The 20,729-nt window shown below is 61.4% G+C and carries 18 protein-coding genes; 14 read left to right on the top strand and 4 right to left on the bottom strand.

What is annotated here, in order from left to right; genetic code table 11:
• Nucleotides 1-54: 54 nt before the first annotated feature.
• Both ndk and HX899_RS02180 read right to left on the bottom strand, forming a co-directional pair.
• Nucleotides 55-477 (bottom strand): nucleoside-diphosphate kinase, encoded by a 423-nt coding sequence (gene ndk / locus HX899_RS02185; protein ID WP_003547097.1) that lies wholly within the window; start codon nucleotides 475-477, stop codon nucleotides 55-57.
• An 81-nt stretch (nucleotides 478-558) separates the two neighbouring features.
• Nucleotides 559-1,248 carry a glutathione S-transferase family protein gene (locus HX899_RS02180; RefSeq protein ID WP_181291587.1) on the bottom strand — a complete coding sequence of 230 codons (690 nt, stop codon included), beginning with the start codon at nucleotides 1,246-1,248 and terminating at the stop codon, nucleotides 559-561.
• A gap of 139 nt (nucleotides 1,249-1,387) precedes the next feature.
• Here HX899_RS02180 and HX899_RS02175 point away from each other — a divergent pair, with 139 nt between their 5' ends.
• The 7 genes from HX899_RS02175 to HX899_RS02145 all read left to right on the top strand — a co-directional run bounded on the left by HX899_RS02175 (nucleotide 1,388) and on the right by HX899_RS02145 (nucleotide 9,962).
• Nucleotides 1,388-1,897 (top strand): DinB family protein, encoded by a 510-nt coding sequence (locus HX899_RS02175; protein ID WP_072638885.1) that lies wholly within the window; start codon nucleotides 1,388-1,390, stop codon nucleotides 1,895-1,897.
• A 198-nt stretch (nucleotides 1,898-2,095) separates the two neighbouring features.
• On the top strand, nucleotides 2,096-3,151 hold the full coding sequence (locus tag HX899_RS02170; RefSeq protein ID WP_181291586.1) for a GGDEF domain-containing protein: 1,056 nt from the start codon (nucleotides 2,096-2,098) through the stop codon (nucleotides 3,149-3,151).
• Nucleotides 3,152-3,309: 158 nt separating this feature from the next.
• Nucleotides 3,310-5,193, top strand: coding sequence for a ribosomal protection-like ABC-F family protein (gene abc-f / locus HX899_RS02165; RefSeq protein WP_168279957.1), 1,884 nt, complete (start codon nucleotides 3,310-3,312; stop codon nucleotides 5,191-5,193).
• A 128-nt stretch (nucleotides 5,194-5,321) separates the two neighbouring features.
• Entirely contained in the window at nucleotides 5,322-6,167 is an 846-nt protein-coding gene (locus HX899_RS02160) for a polysaccharide deacetylase family protein (protein WP_181291585.1), read from the top strand.
• Nucleotides 6,168-6,309: 142 nt separating this feature from the next.
• Nucleotides 6,310-8,352: a prolyl oligopeptidase family serine peptidase gene (locus HX899_RS02155; RefSeq protein ID WP_181291584.1), complete on the top strand. Its 2,043-nt coding sequence runs from the start codon at nucleotides 6,310-6,312 to the stop codon at nucleotides 8,350-8,352.
• A 107-nt stretch (nucleotides 8,353-8,459) separates the two neighbouring features.
• Nucleotides 8,460-9,386: a Gfo/Idh/MocA family protein gene (locus tag HX899_RS02150; protein ID WP_181291583.1), complete on the top strand. Its 927-nt coding sequence runs from the start codon at nucleotides 8,460-8,462 to the stop codon at nucleotides 9,384-9,386.
• A 72-nt stretch (nucleotides 9,387-9,458) separates the two neighbouring features.
• Entirely contained in the window at nucleotides 9,459-9,962 is a 504-nt protein-coding gene (locus HX899_RS02145; RefSeq protein ID WP_181291582.1) for a hypothetical protein, read from the top strand.
• 124 nt (nucleotides 9,963-10,086) lie between these two features.
• Here the strand turns inward: HX899_RS02145 and HX899_RS02140 are convergent, their stop codons facing one another.
• A complete protein-coding gene (locus HX899_RS02140) occupies nucleotides 10,087-10,536 on the bottom strand; it encodes a DNA polymerase III subunit chi (RefSeq protein ID WP_138328357.1) in 450 nt (149 codons plus the stop codon).
• Nucleotides 10,536-12,026 carry a leucyl aminopeptidase gene (locus HX899_RS02135; protein ID WP_181291581.1) on the bottom strand — a complete coding sequence of 497 codons (1,491 nt, stop codon included), beginning with the start codon at nucleotides 12,024-12,026 and terminating at the stop codon, nucleotides 10,536-10,538. Before HX899_RS02135 ends, HX899_RS02140 begins: the two co-directional genes overlap by 1 nt.
• Before the next feature lie 144 nt (nucleotides 12,027-12,170).
• Between HX899_RS02135 and HX899_RS02130 the strand changes: the two genes are divergently transcribed.
• From HX899_RS02130 to rsmA, 7 genes are all read left to right on the top strand, one after another.
• Nucleotides 12,171-12,944 (top strand): phosphatase PAP2 family protein, encoded by a 774-nt coding sequence (locus HX899_RS02130; RefSeq protein WP_138328359.1) that lies wholly within the window; start codon nucleotides 12,171-12,173, stop codon nucleotides 12,942-12,944.
• A gap of 100 nt (nucleotides 12,945-13,044) precedes the next feature.
• Nucleotides 13,045-14,226, top strand: coding sequence for an LPS export ABC transporter permease LptF (lptF, locus tag HX899_RS02125; RefSeq protein WP_138328360.1), 1,182 nt, complete (start codon nucleotides 13,045-13,047; stop codon nucleotides 14,224-14,226).
• A complete protein-coding gene (gene lptG / locus HX899_RS02120) occupies nucleotides 14,223-15,311 on the top strand; it encodes an LPS export ABC transporter permease LptG (RefSeq protein WP_181291580.1) in 1,089 nt (362 codons plus the stop codon). The genes lptF and lptG overlap by 4 nt, the downstream gene beginning before the upstream one ends.
• Nucleotides 15,311-17,638 (top strand): LPS-assembly protein LptD, encoded by a 2,328-nt coding sequence (locus HX899_RS02115; protein WP_181291579.1) that lies wholly within the window; start codon nucleotides 15,311-15,313, stop codon nucleotides 17,636-17,638. Before lptG ends, HX899_RS02115 begins: the two co-directional genes overlap by 1 nt.
• Nucleotides 17,639-17,822: 184 nt before the next feature.
• Nucleotides 17,823-18,767: a peptidylprolyl isomerase gene (locus HX899_RS02110; RefSeq protein WP_138387629.1), complete on the top strand. Its 945-nt coding sequence runs from the start codon at nucleotides 17,823-17,825 to the stop codon at nucleotides 18,765-18,767.
• A 6-nt stretch (nucleotides 18,768-18,773) separates the two neighbouring features.
• Nucleotides 18,774-19,802 (top strand): 4-hydroxythreonine-4-phosphate dehydrogenase PdxA, encoded by a 1,029-nt coding sequence (gene pdxA / locus HX899_RS02105; RefSeq protein WP_181291578.1) that lies wholly within the window; start codon nucleotides 18,774-18,776, stop codon nucleotides 19,800-19,802.
• Nucleotides 19,802-20,629 carry a 16S rRNA (adenine(1518)-N(6)/adenine(1519)-N(6))-dimethyltransferase RsmA gene (rsmA, locus tag HX899_RS02100; RefSeq protein ID WP_181291577.1) on the top strand — a complete coding sequence of 276 codons (828 nt, stop codon included), beginning with the start codon at nucleotides 19,802-19,804 and terminating at the stop codon, nucleotides 20,627-20,629. The genes pdxA and rsmA overlap by 1 nt, the downstream gene beginning before the upstream one ends.
• Nucleotides 20,630-20,729 lie beyond the last annotated feature (100 nt).

The following is a 20,729-nucleotide window of genomic DNA, read 5'->3' as shown; positions in this document are numbered from 1 at the left end:
CGGCTTTTTAGAGAGTCAATTCAAGATATTGCCGGCGAATGCCGAAGCGTGGCCTCAGCCAACGATTTCGGTATCGGAGAACCAGTACTTGATTTCCTGGGCAGCCGTTTCCGGAGCATCCGAGCCGTGAACGGAATTTTCGCCGATCGACAGAGCGTGAACCTTGCGGATCGTGCCTTCGTCAGCGTTTGCCGGGTTGGTGGCGCCCATGATCTCGCGGTTCTTGAGGATCGCGCCTTCGCCTTCCAGCACCTGGACGATGGTCGGGCCGGAGGTCATGCCTTCGACCAGTTCGCCGAAGAAGGGACGATCCTTGTGAACGGCGTAGAAGCCTTCGGCTTCGCGACGGCTCATCCAGACGCGCTTGGAAGCGACGACACGCAGGCCGGCATCTTCGAGCATCTTGGTGATGGCGCCCGTCAGGTTGCGCTTGGTCGCGTCCGGCTTGATCATCGAGAAGGTGCGTTCAATCGCCATAGTCAAATCCTCTGTTTTCTCGGGAAAAGTGGGCGGTCTTTACCCGCCCCGACGCCCGAAAACAAGAGGTAGGCGGCAATTTCACGCCGCTGTCACAGTCCTGCCGCGGCTTTGGTGAAGATCGAGGCAGCGTTCGAACCAGGCCATGACGGGATCGTCGGCGGCTAGCATGGCGAGACCGGCCGACACACGGAGCCATTGCAGCGCGCCGAAGACGATATAGTCGGCAAAGAGCGGCGTTTGCCCGCCGACGTAGGGTTGGAACTTCAGCATATGCCGCAACGGCTCGAGCTTGGCGCTGAAGGACGCCTTCTCCGCTTCGCTGTCGGCGGCAATCACTTCCAGCGGCTTGCCGAGCCGAGCCTCCCGGCTTTCGCGGAAATAGGCTTTGTCTTCCTCGTCGAGGTTCGCATGGATGTCGAGAAGGGCGATGCGCATGATCGCCGGATGGATGATCATCTGCGAATAGCCTTCCACCATGCGCGACAGCGCCTTGCCGCCCTCGCCGTTGAACAGCGACAGCCGCTCGGGATAGACCTCTTCCAGATAGAGGGCGATGTCGAAACTGTCGGGGATCAGCCGGCCGTTGTCGTCGAGAACGGGCACGATCGACGAGACACCGCCGCCGATCGCGCGGATGCGGGCATAAGTCGTCGGAATCTCCTCGAAATCGAGCCCCTTATGCGCCAGCGCCATCACCGCCTTCCAGCAATGGGGCGAAAAGAAGCGCCGCTCGTCGGCTCCGCAGAGGGAATAGAGGGCTCTGGTCATAACAGTCCTTTCGAGATCGCAGCTCCATGCATTCGACGACAGAAAGCGGCTGCGATCAAATCAGGAAATTTCATGGGCGCATCACTGCGATTTCCGGGAAAACGAGCTAGACTGCCGCGACCAAACCGGGAGGGACGGAATGCTCAGACATTACAGGATGTTCGCCGCCTATAATCGCTGGGCCAACACGCAAGTCTATGCAGCTGCGGCCGAACTTAGCGATACAGAGTTCCGTAATGATTGCGGCGCCTTCTTCGGCTCGCTGCATCGCACGCTCAATCATCTGATCGTTGCCGACCGGATATGGATGAAGCGCTTCACCGGCACCGGCGAAGCACCGACGACACTCGATGCCGTGCTCTTCGAAGATCGGGATGCGCTTGCCGCCGCCCGCAAAGCCGAGGACGAGCGTATCATTGCCTGGACGGGCATGCTGGACGAGGCGGCGCTTGCCGCCAACTTCACCTATGTAACGGTGGTGCAGCCGGCCGAGATCACCCAGCCTCTGTCGTCAGCGCTCGCGCATTTCTTCAACCACCAGACCCATCATCGCGGCCAGTGCCACATGACGCTGACGGCGCTCGGCAAGCCGAGCCTCACGCTTGATCTCATCTACTTCCTGCGCAGCGAGGGCCGCGAATGGATGTGAGGCCCGATCTAAGTTAAACGCTAGAACATGATGACCACTCACAATTCTCGGCATCATGTTCCGGCCATCAAGACTGAATTAACCGCCTTTGCCGGTTCCACCCGCGAATCCCGGGCTTCCCGTTGAAAATTCAGCCTCTCTTAAAAGCTTGCGGGCATAGCGGATGTGAGAGATGAGGCCGGGCTGCAAGGGATCGTCATGCAGAATGCAAGCGCAAACGCAAACGCATTGGTGCCGCGCGAGGCTGCGCGCGCCGCGCCGATGGCGGATATTCAGAAGATCGCCCAGCATATGGCGCGCCTCAACGTCGCGGCACTCCCGCGCAACTACGAGCTCTTTCACGAGGCGATCATCGGGCTCAATGCCGGGCTTGCGCAGGATATCGCGGCACTCGGGTCCCATCCGCAGCAGCCGATGCTCGACGAACTCGGCCTGAAATACCGCCTCGTCGGCCATTGCGGGCTGGCGGGCGAGACATCCCGAAACGAGGCGAGCCGGATGCTGCGCGACGTGGCGGAAAGGCTTGCCGAAGGGCTGAAGCACAAGAACGCCTTTGCGCGCGCCTGCGGCACGATCCTGAAATCCGTGTCCGGCCATGACGATCAGAGCCTTGCCGCCTTCCTCAGCGAGATCGACTACCTCACTGCCTCGCTTTCGACCGTTCTTGCGGCGGAGATGGAAATCGGCGCGAAGCTGCTGGACGATATCAAGACGCTCGAAACGCTGGAGCGCGGCATTTCGGCGATGCAATCGGCCGCGATCGCCGACAGGATCACCGGACTTCCAAACCGCATCGCACTGAACCGGACGATCGCCGATCTCTACAAGCGAGAAGAAGGTGCCGCCGGCAGCGCGCTGATCATGGTCGATATCGACAATTTCACCGATCTCAACGACAAATACGGCACCCAGGCCGGCAACAAGCTCCTGAAGAAGCTCGCCGGCCTGTTCAGCAAGTCGGTCAAGAAAAACGATTTCGTCGCCCGCACAGAGGCTGACGAATTCGCCCTGTTGTTTTCCAATGTCGGCATGCAGGATGCGATGACGATTGCCGAACGCCTGCGCGCCTCCGTTGAAGACAATCTGGTCTTCGCGACATCCGACAAGGCCGATCCCGGCAGGCTCACCATCTCGATCGGCGTGGCGCTCAGCACCGATGCGGCAACCCCGGGACAATTGCAGGCCAATGCCCGCGTGGCGCTTCTCGCCGCGCAGTCGAACCCCCGACAACCGGTGCAGGCTTTCGGCCGCTGAGGCGGCGGACGAAGCAGTTTTGCCGCGGGACAAGCGCGCTTTGCCATGGGACCAGCAAGCTTGTCCCGGGGATAAGCAAGCTTGTCAGCGCACAAGCAAGCTTGGTGCGGGGATAAGCGCTCTTGCCTTGGCGAGCGCTTTCGGCCAAAACGCCGGCCATGATCACGCTCACCGATATTTCCGCCCGCATCGCCGGGCGCCTGCTTCTCGACAATGCCAGCGTTTCGCTGCCTTCAGGCACGAAGGCTGGGCTCGTCGGGCGCAACGGCGCCGGCAAGTCCACGCTTTTTCGCGTCATCACCGGCGATCTCGGCTCGGAGAGCGGAACGGTGTCGATCCCGAAGGCCGCACGCATCGGCCAGGTGGCGCAGGAAGCGCCGGCGACCGAGGACGCCCTGATCGAGATCGTGCTTGCCGCGGACAAGGAACGCACCGCCCTCGTTGCCGAGGCGGAAACGGCAACCGATCCGCACCGCATCGCCGAAATCCAGATGCGCCTTGTCGATATCGACGCGCATTCGGCCGAAGCGCGCGCGGCGAGCATTCTTGCCGGCCTCGGCTTCGACAAGGCGGCGCAGGCCCGCCCCGCCTCTTCTTTTTCCGGCGGCTGGCGCATGCGCGTCGCCCTTGCCGCCGTGCTGTTTTCCGAGCCGGATCTGCTCCTGCTCGACGAGCCGACCAACTATCTCGACCTCGAAGGCACGCTGTGGCTGGAAGATTATGTCAGGCGCTATCCGCACACCGTCATCATCATCAGCCACGATCGCGACCTGTTGAACAACGCGGTCAATGCGATCGTCCATCTCGACCAGAAGAAGCTCACCTTCTATCGCGGCGGATATGACCAGTTCGAGCGGCAGAAGGCGGAAGCCGACGAGTTGCAGACGAAGGCCAAGGCCAAGAACGACGCGGCGCGCAAACATCTGCAGGGCTTCATCGACCGCTTCAAGGCCAAGGCTTCCAAGGCCCGGCAGGCACAATCGCGCGTCAAGGCGCTAGAACGCATGGGAACGGTCGCCGCGGTGATCGAGGACCACGTACAGCCGATCACTTTTCCCGAGCCGGAAAAGCAGCCGGCTTCGCCGATCGTCGCGATCCAGAGCGGCGCCGTCGGCTACGAGCCCGGCAATCCGATCCTGAAGAACCTCAATCTGCGCATCGACAATGACGACCGCATCGCCCTGCTCGGCTCGAACGGCAACGGCAAATCGACCTTCGCCAAATTCATCTCCGGCAGGCTGGCGCCGGAGAGCGGCGAAGTGAAGATCGCGCCGAGCCTGAAGATCGGCTTCTTCGCGCAGCACCAACTCGACGACCTCATTCCCGAGCAATCGCCGGTGGAGCATGTGCGCCGGCTGATGCCCGGCGCGCCGGAAGCCAAGGTGCGCGCCCGCGTCGCCCAGATGGGGCTTGCGACCGAGAAGATGGCGACGGCCGCCAAGGATCTCTCCGGCGGCGAAAAAGCCCGCCTGCTGATGGGGCTTGCCGCCTTCAATGCGCCCAACCTGCTGATCCTCGACGAACCGACCAACCACCTCGATATCGACAGCCGCCGCGCGCTGATCGAGGCGCTGAACGACTACGAAGGCGCCGTCATCCTGATCTCGCACGATCGCCATCTGATCGAGGCGACGGTCGATCGGCTGTGGCTGGTCAATGGCGGTACGGTGACGACCTTCGAAGGCGACATGGACGAATACCGCGACCTCATCGTCACTTCAGGTAAAAAAAAAGAAGAAAAGCCGCAGCTGACTGAAGACGCGACGTCGAAGGCCGACCAGCGCAAGCTCAATGCCGAACGTCGCGCCTCGCTGACGCCGCTCAGGAAAAAGATCAATGAAATCGAATCCTTGACGGCGAAGCTGGAGAAACAGATTCAGGCGCTTGATGCGGAACTTGCGGATCCGGCCCTTTACGAGAAAACACCAGCCAAGGCCGCCGAGAAGGCAAAGCAGCGCGGCGAAGCTGCGGCAAAACTCGCTGCCGCCGAGGAAGACTGGCTGATGCTGTCTGCCGAATACGAAGAAGCGATGGCGGGATAGCCACAAGCGTTATCTAAAGCGTGGCGAAGTGCCGCGCATCAACGCAATTTCGGCCATTATCAACCGATCGTTAACCATAATTCGAAAGGTTGTCTCAACATTCGTTACCGATTTGTTGAGCCCTTTCCATGTATCGTTTTTTCCTTCTGTCCTGCATGGCCCTCACGGCCGCCCTCTCCGCCTGCAGCACCACCAGACAAGCCGCTCCCGATACTTCGATCAAGACCTCATCGGTGATCGCGCCCGAGGGACGGGCGCTTGCCTATACCGGCGACGATGCGGTGCCGCGCCTTGCCGGTCCGCATCATCTGGCCGGGCGGACGCTGGAGGTTTCCTCGCTTTCCGATCTCAAGCTGCAGGACAAGGAAGTGATCCTGAGCTTCGACGATGGCCCGATCCCCGTCCGGACGGACAAGGTGCTGGCAATCCTCGACCAGTTCGGCGTCAAGGGTGCCTTTATGATGGTCGGCGAAATGGCCGAGAGGCATCCGGCGCTCGCCCGCAAGGTCGCTGAGAACGGCAACACGATCGGCAGTCACACCTATGACCACGCCAACTTGAGTTCGCTGAGTTTCGACGCGGCAATGGCCGAGGTGATCAAGGGCGAATTGGCGGTGACCAAGGCGACGGGAACCGATGTCTCCTTCTTCCGCTTCCCCTATCTTGCCGAGAGCCACAGGCTGCGCGCCGCGATCGCCATGCGCGACATGGTGGTCATGGATGTCGACATCGACAGCAAGGACTATTTCACCACGACGCGGGTCTCCGCGACGCAGCGGACGATGAACCTTTTACACAAGCGCGGCCGCGGCATCATCCTGATGCACGACATCCACAAACGCACGGTGACGATGCTGCCGAGCCTGCTCTCTAGGCTCGAAGCCGAAGGCTACAAGGTGGTGACGCTGAAATTCAAGAAGACCGAGGTGCCGAACACCGTCGTCGCCTCGGCCGATTTCGTGACGATCCGCTAGCGCATCGGGCCGATGCTTAGATTCAAAGTGTTACAGCGTCCTTCGCGCGTCTGAAGAGACGCGCGACGCTGCAAGGCGGGTTGCCAAGTCGGGACCGGCTGCCTAGATCTGTCCGACGTCAACAGAAGCCGGCAGGTCATATATGAACCTTCATCTCGAAACGGACGACGATCCGCGCACCCGCCAGTTCATCGACGAGCACAACCGGGTTTCCGACGCGGCTCTGAGAACACCTGAATTCGAGAGGGATCGCGACGCGATCAAGGCGCTGATGGAGCGGCAGGACAGGTTGATCGTTCCGATGCGCAGAGGCGAGTGGCTGTTCGATTTCCGCCAGAGCAAGGACAATCCTCTCGGCATCTGGCTGCGCCTGCCGGCAGATCAGGAGCCGCTGCCTGATGCCAACTGGGAGCCGGTCTTCGATCTCGACGCCTTCTGCGTCAGGGAAGGCAAGCGCTGGAACTGGCGCGGCGCCGTCACCAGCCCACGGGAGCCGACGCGGGTGCTGCTCACGCTTTCGGACGGCGGCTCCGATCTTCTCCGGCTGCTCGAATTCGACGCCGAGCGGAAACAGGTCGTCGAGGGCGGCTTCGATACACCGGCCGCACGATCGCATGCCACCTGGCTGAGCCGTGACGAAATCTGCTATTTCGGTTCCATCGACCGATCTTCGGCGACCCGCTCGGGATGGCCGCGCGTCGGACGGCGATTGAAGCGCGGGCAGCGACCGGAAGATGCCGCCGTCATGTTCGAAGCAGCAGACGAGGACGTCTACGGCTTCAATCTCGTCATCGACCCTGCCCTATCAGGCGCTTCGGCGGATCGCGGATTGATCGATATTTTCGTCGCCGCCCACGAAATCGGCGTCGCGAGCGCTTTCCTGATCGCCAATGACGGCACACAGCGGCGCATCGATCTGCCTAAGGAAGCCGATTTCCAGTTCAATCATGATCATTGCCTTTGGCGGGCAAAGACCGATGAACGCGTTGCGACCGGCAGCCTCGTGCTGCAACGCTTCGATCCCGCCTCGGAGACGGCCCTGCTCGGGCCGGAGCGGATCCTGTTTCAGCCCGGCGAGGGCCAGTCCATCGCGCAGATGATGCTGATGCAAGAGTGGTGCGTCTTCATCATCTCCGATCGGCTGCGTCCGCGTCTCATGGTGCTGGACCTGACAAGGCCCGACGCCGAGCAGCGCGAGATCGCACTGCCGGCGGATATGCAGACGGCTCACTTCAGGCCACTCCATGCCGATCTGCATCTTGGCGACGATACGCTCCACATCGTCGGCCAGGGCTTCCTGCAGCCGCCCGTCTGTTACCGCCTCGAGCTGTCGGATCGCAGCAGAGAGGCCGAACCGATTTTCGTCGCGGCAGCGCCGAGCTATTTCGATGCGACCGATATGTCATCCGAACTGCTGGAGGCTGTTTCCGAGGACGGAACGAAGGTTAGCTACCGGCTGGTCCTGCCGAAGCAATGGACGAAGGGCGCGCTGCCGGTGCTGCTTTATGGCTATGGCGGCTTCGATGTCCCGTTGTCGCCAAGCTATTCCGGCGTGACAGGACGCTGGCTGGAACAAGGCGGCGCCTATGTGCAGGCCTATATTCGCGGCGGCGGCGAATTCGGGCCCGACTGGTATCGCAGCGCCAAGCGGCAGGGGCGAGACCGGGCGTTTGCCGATTTCGTCGCCATCGCGCGCGATCTCGTCGCCCGCGGCTATACAGTGCCGTCGCGGATTGCCTGCCAGGGCGGCAGCAATGGCGGCCTGCTGACCGGCGTGATGCTGACGCGCTATCCCGACGATTTCGGTGCCGTCTGGTGCCAGGTGCCGGTTCTCGACATGACACGCTTCCACCTGTTCAGCGCAGGGCAAGCCTGGATGGACGAATATGGCGATCCGGAGACGCCGGTGGACCGGGATTTCATGCTCGGTTATTCGCCGCTTCACAATGTTGGGCCGGCGACCAAGGTCAGCTATCCGCCGATCTACATCGAAAGCTCCGCCAATGACGACCGCGTGCATCCCTCGCATGCGCGCCGCTTTGCCGCGCGGCTGGAGGAAGAAGGACACCGGCCGCTCTTCCATGAATTCGGCTCCGGTGGGCATGGCGGCGACGGCAATTCCGAAGAGCGCGCCGCCCGCGCAGCGATGGGCTACAGTTTCCTTCGCCAAACTATCATGCGGTAGAATGCCATCATGCAAAGAATCAAGAGGGAGAGCTTGTCGGCGTTCCTCTTTCTGCTAAAAAAAAGAACCCAATAAGTCATACTTTTCATAGGCTGGAGCGAAACACCATGTCCCCCATCAACCTCGCCATCGTTGGCGTCGGCAAAATTGTCCGCGACCAGCACCTTCCCTCCGTCGCCAAGAACCCGGATTTCGAACTCGTCGCCACGGCAAGCCGCCACGGCACGGTCGAAGGCGTCAAGAGCTATACGGCAATCGAAGCGATGCTCGATGCCGAGCCCTCGATCGATGCCGTTTCGCTCTGCATGCCGCCGCAATATCGCTACGAGGCGGCCTATAAGGCGCTCGTCGCCGGCAAGCACGTCTTCCTGGAAAAGCCACCCGGCGCGACGCTCAGCGAAGTGGCCGACCTCGAAGCGCTGGCAAACAAGCAGGGTGCGTCGCTCTTTGCCAGCTGGCATTCGCGCTATGCACCGGGCGTCGAGGCTGCCAAGGCGTTTCTTGCCTCGACGACGATCAAAAGCGTGCATGTGATCTGGAAGGAGGATGTCCGCCATTGGCATCCGAACCAGGAATGGATCTGGCAGGCTGGCGGCCTCGGCGTTTTCGATCCCGGCATCAACGCGCTGTCGATCGTCACCCATATCCTGCCACGGCCGATTTTCATCACCGAGGCCGTGCTCGAATTTCCCGACAACCGCGACGCGCCGATCGCGGCCGACATTCACTTCCGCAATGCGGACGGCCTGCCGGTTCACGCCGAATTCGACTGGCGCCAGACCGGCAAGCAGAGCTGGGACATCGTCGCGGAGACGGCAGCCGGCCAGATGGTGCTCGCCGAGGGCGGCGCCAAGCTTTTGATCGACGGCGCGCTGAGATTCGCCGAGCCGGAGCAGGAATATCCCTCGCTCTACCGTCGCTTTGCCGAAATCATCAAGGCCGGCAAATCGGACGTCGATCTCGCGCCGCTGCGCCACGTCGCCGATGCCTTCATGCTCGGCAAGCGGAAATTCGTCGACGCCTTCCACGATTGAGCGTCGCAATAACGTCATAGAAACCGGCAAGATTTGCCGGCCTATGGCAATCGTGTTCGGGGGCAGCCGCTCATGAGCAACAAAATTGGCCGCAAGGGCCGATTTTTCCGCGTCTTGAAGATAGGCACCCTTGTGGTGCCGCTTCTCGGCCTTGCAGCATGTTCAGGCGAAGAGGCCGTCATGCCGCCTGATGCACCGGGCGTTTCCCGATCCGAGGAATATTCCTTCGGATCGGCGACCCAGGCCCAGGATTGGCAGGCCACCCGCAAGGTGCTGGGCCAACTGGAAGGGCGGTTCGGAGAGAAGTCCATGCGTATCCTGGCGCGCAATCTCGCCAGCACCACCGACCCGCAGGCCATCAAGGTCTATTATGCCGAACGCCTTGTCCATCAAGCCGGCTGGGCGGAAATGCCGGTCAGCACCTTCGCCGACAAGGCGTGGGCATTCGCTTTTGTCAGTCCGAATGGAAAGCATGTTTTGGCAGTCGAAGCGCTCGACGCGTCGGAAAGTGCTGGCGGGATCGTACCCCTCAATATCCTGACAAATCTCGACGAGGATAAAGGTTCGACACGGTAGCGGCGTTCGCTGGCCGGGAGAGCGAAGTTGGACGGCGACGGCTTCATGCCGCAATTCAAAGTGTTGCTGCGTCCTTTGCGGCTCTCGAAAAGACGCGCGGCGCTGCAGCGTCGTGGCGAAACGCTCAGGCCTTCTTCTCCCACCGCCCTTCCGGTGTCTGCTGCCAATAGGTGAGGGTGTGCCCCTCGCCTTTCAGCTTCTTCCACTGCGCACGGGCGGCGTCCAGTTGCTCCTGGTCGTGACCGTCGAACATGAAGACGATGCGCTCATAGCCATCAGCCGGCGGCGGCTCGGCGCCGTCGACGATGAAACGCACGGTCGCCGCATTGGCATTGTCCGGCGTCACCGTCAAAAGCACCGGCTGGCTTTCGGCGAAATCCGCCTCGTCGGTGCCGTGCGGCAGGAAGCTCTCCTCGCGGAAAGTCCAAAGATGCTGATCGAGAGCATCACGCCGCGCCGGCTCGCGCGTCTGGACGGCAACGCGCCAGCCGCGCTCGACGCTTTTGTCGATGAGCGGCGGAAGCGCGTCCTCCAGCCTGGATTCGGTCAGATGATAGAAGAGAACGTCCGTCATCAGGATTCATAATGGGCGCGAACGAGCTCGTCGAGCAGGCGCACGCCGAAGCCGGAACCCCAGGATTGATTGATCTCGTCCTGCGGCGAGCCCATCGCCGTGCCGGCAATATCGAGATGCGCCCAAGGCGTGTCCTGCACGAAGCGCTTGAGGAAATGCGCGGCCGTGATCGAGCCGGCCTGTCGGCCGCCGGTGTTCTTCATATCGGCGAACTTGCTGTCGATCAGCTTGTCGTAATCCCTGCCGAGCGGCATGCGCCAGAGTTTTTCGTTGCTCGAAAGACCGGCTGCCGTCAGTTGGGCGGAAAGCTGGTCGTCATTGGAGAACAGGCCGGCATGCACATTGCCGAGCGCCACGACGATCGCCCCGGTCAGCGTGGCGAGATTGATCATGAACTGCGGCTTGAAGCGGTCGTTGCAGTACCAGAGCGCATCGCAGAGCACGAGGCGGCCTTCGGCATCGGTGTTGATCACCTCGATCGTCTGGCCGGACATCGAGGTGACGATATCACCAGGACGCTGGGCGTTGCCGTCAGGCATGTTCTCGACCAGGCCGATGATGCCGACCGCGTTGACGGCGGCCTTGCGGGAGGCGAGCACATGCATGAGGCCGGTGACGGCTGCCGCACCGCCCATATCGCCCTTCATGTCTTCCATGCCGGCGGCCGGCTTGATCGAAATGCCGCCGGTATCGAAGACGACACCCTTGCCGATGAAGGCGACGGGGCGATCCTTGCCCTTGCCGCCCTTCCACTGCATGACCGCCAGGCGCGGCGGACGCACGGAGCCCTGGGCGACGCCGAGAAGGGCGCCCATGCCAAGACGGCGCATCTCCTTCTCGGTCAGGATTTCCACTTCGACGCCGAGCTTTTCCAGCTCCTTCGCCTTGGCGGCGAATTCGACGGGGCCGAGCACGTTCGGCGGTTCGTTGACGAGGTCACGGGCAAGATTGACGCCGCCGGCGATCGCTTCGGAATCGGAAAACGCCTTCTTGGCACCACCCGGATCGGCGGTGACGATCGTCACCTTGACGGACTTCGGCGTTTTTTCTTCCTCGTCGCCCTTCTTCGTCTTGTAGGTATCGAAGCTATAGGCGCGCAGCAGCATGCCGAGCGCAAAATCGGCGGCTGCCCGTGCGCTGGTCTCGAGGCCAGGCACGTCGATGAAGACAGCGGCCTTGTCGGTGTTCTTGATTCTCGATGCGGCAGCACCGCCGGCCTTCAGCCAGTCATGGGCGGTGAGTTCGGCGGTCTTGCCGAGCCCGATGACGACGATGCGCTCAACGGGCGCGCCTTCGGGTGCGACGATATCGAGCGCACCCATGGATTTCGCGGAGAATCGGGCGATTCTCGCAGCCTTGGCGATCACGCCTGCCGGGTCGACTGTTTCAGCGCCGGCAGCGCTGTCGGCCTCCGCGGTCTTCAACAGGATCGCCAGGCCGCCATTGAGCTTTGCCGACTTCGAGAATGAAATTTCCAACTTTACTGACATGTCTTCTCCGCTGGGATTCTTTGAAATCCGTCCCTCGCGGATAATTTCGCGTTTGGCGGGTCTGTCAATGGCTTGCGACAATTGTTATGGTCGCCCGCAGCCATCAGGGCTCTCATGTTTTCGTCAGTTTCGTAGATATTCGCGTTGACAGTTTTTTCGAAAAATCGATGGCGGGGCCTGGCAATCCGCCTGCCGAAAACGACTTTCGGCGCATTCATGCTGCTGTTTTGGATGTGGTGGGCGCTGCTTGCCGTCTTCCGCGCCTTTCCCGGAATAGACATCTATTTTTCCCAGCTTTTTTTCGTGGGCGCAGATTGCGACGCGACTGCTGCTGCCGGGAGCATCTGCGGCGGCTTTCCCTATCGCGACGTCGCGGCCTTCGACCTGCTGCGCACCATCTTCTTCCGCCTGCCCTATGTGGTGGCGATCGTGATGGTGTGGAAACTCGTCGAATGCTACCAGCAGCATGGCGCGACCTTCAACGCTCAGCGCGCGCAAAAGCTCAAAGTCGCGCTCGGAACGCTGCTGATCGGGCCGGTGCTGCTCGTCAATGTCGTCCTGAAGGAACATTGGGGCCGGCCGCGGCCGATACAGACGGACATTTTCGGCGGTGCTCTGCATTTCGTCGAGGCAGGTTCGCTTGCCGGAAAATGCGTTTCGAACTGCTCGTTCGTCTCCGGCGAGGCGGCGAGTGCCGGCTGGCTTCTCTGCCTTCTGCTCTTCGTTCCGAAATCCCTGCGTTATGCGCTGGTACCGCCCGTGGCGGCAATCTCGATCCTCACCCCGGCGATGCGGCTATCCTTCGGCGCACACTACCTTTCCGACGTAGTTCTTGGATGGCTTTCCTCGCTTGTCGTCTTCGCCGCATTGCTGGCGTTAACTGAGTCGCAACAGCATCAAAAAAATTCTGAAATTTGAATGAATTTTTGACACCAGCTTGTCGCAAAAGCGCGACAAAGAGCGTAGAGGGATTCTCCTGCAAGGCCGTTTGGGCGTGCAGGTGCTTTCAAGGGCAGGCATGAAACTACTCGAGACATACATATTACGGCGCGTCGGCCAGATGTTTCTCGTGGCGCTCCTGCCCGTTCTGGCGATCATTTGGACGACTCAGGTTCTGCAGCGCATCAATCTGGTCACCGACAGCGGCCAGTCGATCGGCTCGTTCGCCAAGCTGGCGACGATGATTCTGCCGTCGATCATTCCTGTCGTGCTGCCCTTCGCTCTCGTTATCGCGATCACCCAGACGCTGACGACGATGAACAATGATTCCGAGCTCACCGTCATCGATGCGGCCGGGGCGCGGCGCAGCGTGCTGATCCGCCCGATCCTGCTGCTTGCCGCCGTCATCAGCGTCTTTTCCTTCTTCGTCGACAACGTCGTCGAGCCGCGCGCAAAGACCGTCGTGCGCCAGATGATCGCCGAGACCTATGCTGACCTCCTCTCTTCGGTCATCGAGGAAAAGACCTTCCGGAAACTCGATGAAGGCCTCTATGTACAGATCTCACAGCGGATGGCGGGCCGCATGCTGAAGGGCCTTTTCGTCGCCGACGAGCGCGACCCGGCCTACGAACTGATCTACTATGCGAAGGAAGGCGCGGTCGACGACACGGGCACGACGCTGATCATGCATCAAGGCGAAGTGCACCGCAAAACGCCCGACGGCAACGTCTCGGTCATCAATTTCGATTCCTATTCCTTCGACCTCTCGGACATGACGGAGAATCGCGGTCAGGCGACGCTGCGCGCCAGCGACCGTGACCTGTGGTTCCTGTTCAATCCGGATCCGGCCGACAAGGACTATACGATCCGGCCGCAAAGCTACCGCGCCGAACTGCATCGGCGGCTGACCGACTGGATCCTGCCTGTCGTCTTTGCCCTGTTTTCACTGGCGATCGCCGGCGATGCGCGCTCACACCGCGAAGCGCGGCTGCATCCGATGGTGAGCGCTCTCGCCTATGCCTTCGCGATGCGATGGGCGGCCTTCTACGCGGCCAATCAGATCGATACCGATCCTGAATATATCGCCGTCCTCTACGCCATCCCGATCGTCAGCAGCATCATCTCGATCGTCTTCCTCGGCCTGCACAAACGACTGGTCATGCCTTCGTTCATCCGCGACCGGATTTCGTCTTTCTGGAGGCGGATGCAGGAAAGGCTGCTTGCCGCAACCGGCAGGACCGGCGGGGGCACTGCCCAATGATGTTCGGGACATTGTCGCGTTATTTCTTTCGCCGCTATCTGGTGACGACGGGCTGGTTCCTGATCGGCGTCTCGGCGATTTCTTTCCTCCTCGATTTCAGCGAGACGGCGGGCCGCATGTCCGGCCTTGCCGGCTACACGATCGGCGGCGGCGTCCTGATGACCGCGGTGCGCCTGCCGCTCATCCTGCAGCAGACGGTGCCGTTCATCGCGCTGTTCGTCGGCATGACGGTGCTGATCGGCCTCAACCGCAAATATGAACTCGTCGTCACGCGCGCCGCCGGCATTTCGGTCTGGCAGTTCATGTTCCCCTTCATCGCCGGCTCGCTGGCGCTCGGCCTGCTGACGATGGCGGCGCTGAACCCGCTTGCCGCCTGGGGACAGCGCCAGGCACTGCTGGTCGAATCCGACTGGCGCGGCGAGAACGCGGTTCTGCGCAAGGCGCCGCAGATTCCGTGGCTGCGCCAGATCAGTGGCCGGGACGATGTCATCATCGGCGCCCAGACGGTCCAGGAGAACGGAACCAAGCTGATCGACGCGGTGCTGATCCATTTCGATTCAAGCGGTCAGGTCATTCTGAGACAGGACGCCGCCACTGCAAAATTGGAAGATGGTTACTGGCAACTTAACACGGTTGTCGAGCGCAAGCCTGGCGAAATCCCCGTGCGTAAAGCTTCGGTTCAACTTCGCACCAATCTGAAACAGGACTTCGTCCAGGAGCGGCTGACAGCGCCGGAAACAATTGGTTTCTTTGACCTTTCTAACCGGATTGCGGCGGCCAAATCCTTCGGCATCTCGACCAAGGCGCTGGAGACGCAATTCAACTCCCTGTTGTCCCAGCCATTGCTGCTGGTGGCCATGACTTTCATAGCCGCAACAGTGTCCCTAAAATTTAGCCGGTTCAACCAATCCCGCTCCGTGATTCTGGGTGGCATCCTTTCGGGCTTCATGCTTTATGTCATCACCGTGCTTGTAAAGGCATTCGGAAGCAGTGGAGTCGTGCCCCCCTTCGTGGCGACGTGGATACCGGTGGTCGTCGCGCTGGCTTTGGGTACGACTATTCTGCTTCATCAGGAGGACGGCTAGTGGCGGCAGGCGACCGCAAGTATTTTAGTAAACAGTTGGTTGCCCTGCTTGTCGGTGCGGCTTTATGTTCCTATTTTGGCAGCGCCCCGGCATCTTTCGGCCAGGCCAGCGCGCCCGAACAAGATATAGAGAAGAAGATCCCCGAAGGGGCCAAGCTTCTGCTTTCGGCCAATGAACTGGTCTATAACCGTGACGCCGATCTGGTGTCGGCGGTCGGCGGCGTGCAGATCAACTATGGCGGCTATAGAATGGTCGCGCAGAAGGTCGAGTACAATCAGAAGACCGGCCGGATGATGGCGCTCGGCAATGTCGAGCTCGTCAGCCCCGACGGCAACCGCATCTATGCCGACGACCTTGACGTGACCGACAATTTTGCCGACGGGTTCCTGAACTCGCTGCGCATCGAGACCGCCGACAACACGCGTATCGTTGCCGAAAGCGGCGAGCGCGTCGGCGGCACGATGATGATTCTCAACAAGGGCGTCTACACGGCCTGCCTTCCCTGCGCCGAAGATCCGAAGCGCGCCCCTTTCTGGCAGGTCAAAGCCCAGCGGGTGATCCAGAACGGCGAGACGCATACGATCCGTCTGGAGAGAGCGCGCTTCGAGCTGCTCGGCCATCCGATCGCCTTCCTGCCGTTCATCGAAGTTCCCGACAATACGGTGAAACGCAAATCCGGCTTTCTGTTTCCGACGATGAGCCTGTCGCAGAATCTCGGCTTCGGTCTTTCCGTTCCTTATTACTATGTGATCTCGCCGAGCATGGACGCGACGGTCACAGCCACGGGCTACACTGCCCAGGGCTTCCTCATCGAAGGTGAATTTCGCCAACGCTTCGAAAATGGCACGCATATTCTGCGCGTCGCCGGCATCGACCAGGCAAAACCGGGCAACTTCAGCTCCGGCACAAGCGATGCCGAAGCCGAGCAACGTGGCATGGTGGCTTCCAAGGCTGACTTCCGCATCAATCCGCGCTGGACGTTCGGCTGGGACGTCATGACGCAGAGCGACAACAATTTCTCGAAAACGTATAAGCTGCGGGGCCTGACCGGTACGGATCGTACCAACCAGATCTACCTGACAGGGCTCGGGAAACGCAATTATTTCGACATGCGGGCGTTCTATTTCGACGTCCAGGATGCCGATCGGACGAATACCGCTGAAAAGCAGCAGGCGATCGTCTATCCGTCGCTGGACTATCACTATGTGGCGCCGCAGCCGCTTGCCGGCGGCGAGCTTTCGGCGGATGTCAACCTGACGAATATTTCGCGCACACATGACGACTTCTATACCGTCGACGGCTTCGACCGTTTCCGCGGCCTGAAAGGCCAGACTTCGCGGCTGACTGCCGAGCTGCAGTGGAAGCGCACCTACGTCACGCCGACCGGCCTGGTAATCACACCGCTGCTGGCCGCGCGCGGCGATGCCTTCGCGCTGAACATGGACGATCCGACCGGCTACACCGGCAACTATGTCGACGGCAATTCCGCCACCCGCTCGATGTTCACAGCCGGGCTGGAGATGCGTTATCCGATCTTGATGACGACTGATAACAGCACCCATATCCTCGAGCCGATCGCACAGGTCTATGCCCGCCCCGACGAGCAGCTCGCCGGCCGCCTGCCGAACGAGGATGCGCAAAGCTTCGTCTTCGACGCCACCTCGCTGTTCGACCGCGACAAGTTCTCGGGCTACGACCGGGTCGAAGGCGGTACTCGCGCCAATATCGGCGTTCAGTACACCGGTACATTCGACAGCGGTTACAAGCTGCACGGCATCTTCGGCCAATCCTATCAGATCGCCGGCCAGAACTCGTTTGCGACCGATGACCTCGTCAACGTCGGCGCGGATTCGGGCCTCGAAACCGACCGCTCCGATTATGTCGGCCTTGGCGGCGTCGAAACACCGTACGGCGTTTCCGTCGCAGCTTCCTACCGGCTCGACGAAAAAGATTTCGAATTCCGCCGCGGTGACCTGACGACGGCCTACCAGAACGACACCTTTTCAACACAGCTGACCTACACTCATCTCAGCGCCCAGCCGGAATATGGCTTCGCCGAGGACAATGACGAGATCCAGACCAACAGCACCGTCAAGTTCAAGGATTACTGGTCGATTTTCGGCGGCATTGCCTGGGATCTGAACAATGATGTGATCAGTCGGCGGACGATCGGCCTCTCTTATGACGACGAATGCACGATCTTCACGATCGCCTATACGGACAGCAGAGATTCCGACGACGAGTCAGGAAGCGACTGGACGATCGGCGCACGGCTGACCTTCCGCACGCTCGGCGACATCAAGATCGGTTCCGACACCCTCGAATGACGGGCGATCGGCGCAAACATGGCCTGAAGCCATTCTTTCGCCGTAAGCCTGTGCAGGACATTGCCACCAGTCGGTATCTGAGGCATAGGGGTTTCGCGCCGTGATGGAAGCGATTTCAGCGTGTCTCGCACTGTGGTAAGAACGCCGCGAACAACGTCTCGCGGCGCTATCGGGAGGTCAACAGATGATTGACGCGAAAAAAGCCATAACCAAGTTCCTCGCCGGGGCAGCGCTTGCATTGCTGACAGGCCTTGCCGGTCCAGCGCTTGCGGTCAGTGAAGTCAAGGCCGTGGTGAACGGCACCGCCATTACCAGCGGCGATGTCGCCAAGCGCCAGGCCTTCCTGCGCCTGCAGCATACGAAGGCCGATGCCAAGACCGCCCAGGAGCAATTGATCGACGAGACGCTCAAGCGGCAGGAAGTCACCCGCGTCCGTATGTCGGTTTCGCAGCAGGACGTCGATGCGTCTTTCGCGCGCTTTTCGAGCGGCAACAAGCTTTCCCCCGAGCAGATGTCACAGATCCTCGATCGCGCCGGCGTCGGCGTCGATCATTTCAAGGGTTTCATCGCCGTGCAGATGAGCTGGCCGCGTGTCGTCAACGCCCGCTACGGCTCGACCTCGCGGCTGTCGAACTATGATCTCGTCTCGCGCATGATGCAGAACAACAAGCAGAAGCCGGTCACGACGGAATATATGCTGCAGCAGATCATCTTCGTCATTCCGCAAGCCAAGCGCGGCGCCATCACCGGCAAGCGTAAGGGCGAGGCCGAGGCGTCGCGCTCCAAATTTCCGGGCTGCGATCAGGCAAAGGTGTTTGCTGCCACGATGCGCGACGTTTCCGTGCGCGATCTCGGCCGCCTGCTCGCCCCCGAGATCCCGCCGGATTGGAAGCCGCTGGTCGAGCAGGCCAAGGGCAACACGACGGGGACCCGCGTCACCGACAAGGGCGTCGAATATCTGGCAATCTGCAGCCAGCGGCAGGTTTCTGACGACCAGGCCGCCGAAATGGTCTTCCGCCAGGAAGATCTCGACAAGTCCAAGGGCGGCAAGGACGCCAGCCCGGAAAACGAAAACAGCAAGAAATATCTGGATGAACTGCGCAAAAAGGCGCAGATCGCCTATCGCTGACCGACAATGGCGATACCGTTTTCGCGACCGCTTGCGCTGAGCCAGGGCGACCCCGCCGGCATCGGGCCGGATATTACTCTGATGGCCTGGCTCCGGCGGCGTGAACTCGGGCTGCCGCCTTTCTTCCTGATCGGCGACCCCGATGTTCTGGCGTTGAGAGCCCGCCAGCTCAATCTGGCGGTCTCGATCCGCGAGACTGATGAAGCCGGCAAGGCCGCCGGCATGTTTGCCGATGCGCTGCCCGTCATGACCATACCGGCCGGTATCGAGGTCGTGGCCGGCGAACCGCATGCGGCAACGGCGAAAGGCACGATTGCGTCGATCGAGAAAGCCGTGTCGCTTGTCATTGACGGCGAGGCGCTCGCAGTCGTTACCAATCCGATCGCCAAGGCCGTGCTTTACGAGGCGGGTTTCCGGTTTCCTGGCCATACCGAATTTCTCGCCGATCTCGCCGTCAGGGCGACCGGCCGGCCGGTGACACCGGTGATGATGCTGTCTGGACCGAAGCTCCGGGCCATTCCCGTCACCATCCATATTCCGGTCCGCGACGTGCCGCAGGCGCTGACGGGCGACCTGATCACGGAAACCTGCAGGATCGCCCATGAAGATCTGAGGCAGCGCTTCGGCATCGAGGCGCCGCGGCTTGCCGTTGCCGGCCTCAACCCGCATGCAGGCGAAGGCGGGGCGATCGGTACGGAGGACGAGGATGTCATCCGTCCGGCGATCGAGCGCCTGCGCGACGAGGGCATCGATGCGATCGGCCCCCTGCCCGCCGATACGATGTTTCATGACGAGGCGCGGGCGCGATACGACGTCGCCGTCTGCATGTATCACGATCAGGCGCTGATCCCGGCCAAGGCACTTGGTTTCGACGACAGCGTCAACGTGACGCTCGGGCTTCCCTTCGTGCGCACCTCGCCGGATCACGGCACCGCTTTCGGCATTGCCGGCAAGGGACTGGCGCGCGAGCACAGCCTCGTTGCGGCGCTGAAGCTCGCCGCCCAGCTCGGCCGCAGCGCGGAAAGCCGCCGCTGATGGCAGCACTCGATGGCCTGCCGCCGCTTCGCGACGTCATCCAGCGTCACGGCCTCGATGCACGCAAGGCGCTCGGGCAGAACTTCCTGCTCGACCTCAACCTCACGCAGAAGATCGCCCGCACGGCGGGAACGCTCGAGGATGCGACCGTTTTCGAGGTCGGCCCCGGCCCCGGCGGGCTGACGCGCGCGATCCTGGCGCTCGGCGCCAGGAAGGTTATCGCCATCGAGCGGGATACACGCTGCCTGCCGGCGCTTGCCGAGATCGCCGATCATTACCCCGGCCGGCTGGAGGTGATCGAAGGCGATGCGCTGAAGACGGATTTCGAGACATTGGCGCCGCAAGGCCCGATCAAGATCATTGCCAACCTGCCCTACAATGTCGGCACGCAGTTGCTGGTCAACTGGCTGCTGCCGAAAGCCTGGCCGCCGTTCTGGCAGTCGCTGACGCTGATGTTTCAGAAAGAGGTCGGCGAGCGTATCGTCGCCAACGAAGACGACGACCACTACGGCCGTCTCGGCGTGCTCTGCGGCTGGCGGACGGAGGCACGCATGGCCTTCGACGTGCCGCCGCAGGCCTTCACACCGCCGCCGAAAGTGACGTCGACGGTCGTGCAACTGACCCCCCGCGAAAATCCCATCCCCTGCGCTGTCGGCAATCTGGAAAAGGTGACACAGGCGGCCTTCGGCCAGCGCCGCAAGATGCTGCGCCAAAGCCTGAAACCGCTGGGCGGCGAGAGCCTGCTCGTCAAGGCCGGGATTGATCCGGCGCGTCGGGCGGAAACCCTGTCCGTCGAGGAATTCTGCCTTCTCGCAAACAGCCTGTAGGCACTCCAGCAACGTCCGAAGCGGCTTTCCCAGGAAATGCGCTAAAGCGCGTCGCAATCTTGCAGATTCGCTCGTCGCGCTTTAGGTCGTTGTTTATACG

The sequence above is a fragment of the Rhizobium sp. WYCCWR 11146 genome (assembly GCF_013591995.1).
Classification (GTDB): domain Bacteria; phylum Pseudomonadota; class Alphaproteobacteria; order Rhizobiales; family Rhizobiaceae; genus Rhizobium; species Rhizobium indicum.
The sequence above is the reverse complement of the archived record's forward strand: the minus strand, read 5'-3'. Positions and strand labels throughout refer to the sequence as shown.

What these genes read in the sequence shown, in the direction of transcription:
- ndk (WP_003547097.1), bottom strand. Translation starts at nt 477, where the DNA reads ATGGCGATTGAACGCACCTTCTCGATGATCAAGCCGGACGCGACCAAG.
- HX899_RS02180 (WP_181291587.1), bottom strand. Translation starts at nt 1,248, where the DNA reads ATGACCAGAGCCCTCTATTCCCTCTGCGGAGCCGACGAGCGGCGCTTC.
- HX899_RS02175 (WP_072638885.1), top strand. Translation starts at nt 1,388, where the DNA reads ATGCTCAGACATTACAGGATGTTCGCCGCCTATAATCGCTGGGCCAAC.
- HX899_RS02170 (WP_181291586.1), top strand. Translation starts at nt 2,096, where the DNA reads ATGCAGAATGCAAGCGCAAACGCAAACGCATTGGTGCCGCGCGAGGCT.
- abc-f (WP_168279957.1), top strand. Translation starts at nt 3,310, where the DNA reads ATGATCACGCTCACCGATATTTCCGCCCGCATCGCCGGGCGCCTGCTT.
- HX899_RS02160 (WP_181291585.1), top strand. Translation starts at nt 5,322, where the DNA reads ATGTATCGTTTTTTCCTTCTGTCCTGCATGGCCCTCACGGCCGCCCTC.
- HX899_RS02155 (WP_181291584.1), top strand. Translation starts at nt 6,310, where the DNA reads ATGAACCTTCATCTCGAAACGGACGACGATCCGCGCACCCGCCAGTTC.
- HX899_RS02150 (WP_181291583.1), top strand. Translation starts at nt 8,460, where the DNA reads ATGTCCCCCATCAACCTCGCCATCGTTGGCGTCGGCAAAATTGTCCGC.
- HX899_RS02145 (WP_181291582.1), top strand. Translation starts at nt 9,459, where the DNA reads ATGAGCAACAAAATTGGCCGCAAGGGCCGATTTTTCCGCGTCTTGAAG.
- HX899_RS02140 (WP_138328357.1), bottom strand. Translation starts at nt 10,536, where the DNA reads ATGACGGACGTTCTCTTCTATCATCTGACCGAATCCAGGCTGGAGGAC.
- HX899_RS02135 (WP_181291581.1), bottom strand. Translation starts at nt 12,026, where the DNA reads ATGTCAGTAAAGTTGGAAATTTCATTCTCGAAGTCGGCAAAGCTCAAT.
- lptF (WP_138328360.1), top strand. Translation starts at nt 13,045, where the DNA reads ATGAAACTACTCGAGACATACATATTACGGCGCGTCGGCCAGATGTTT.
- lptG (WP_181291580.1), top strand. Translation starts at nt 14,223, where the DNA reads ATGATGTTCGGGACATTGTCGCGTTATTTCTTTCGCCGCTATCTGGTG.
- HX899_RS02110 (WP_138387629.1), top strand. Translation starts at nt 17,823, where the DNA reads ATGATTGACGCGAAAAAAGCCATAACCAAGTTCCTCGCCGGGGCAGCG.
- pdxA (WP_181291578.1), top strand. Translation starts at nt 18,774, where the DNA reads ATGGCGATACCGTTTTCGCGACCGCTTGCGCTGAGCCAGGGCGACCCC.
- rsmA (WP_181291577.1), top strand. Translation starts at nt 19,802, where the DNA reads ATGGCAGCACTCGATGGCCTGCCGCCGCTTCGCGACGTCATCCAGCGT.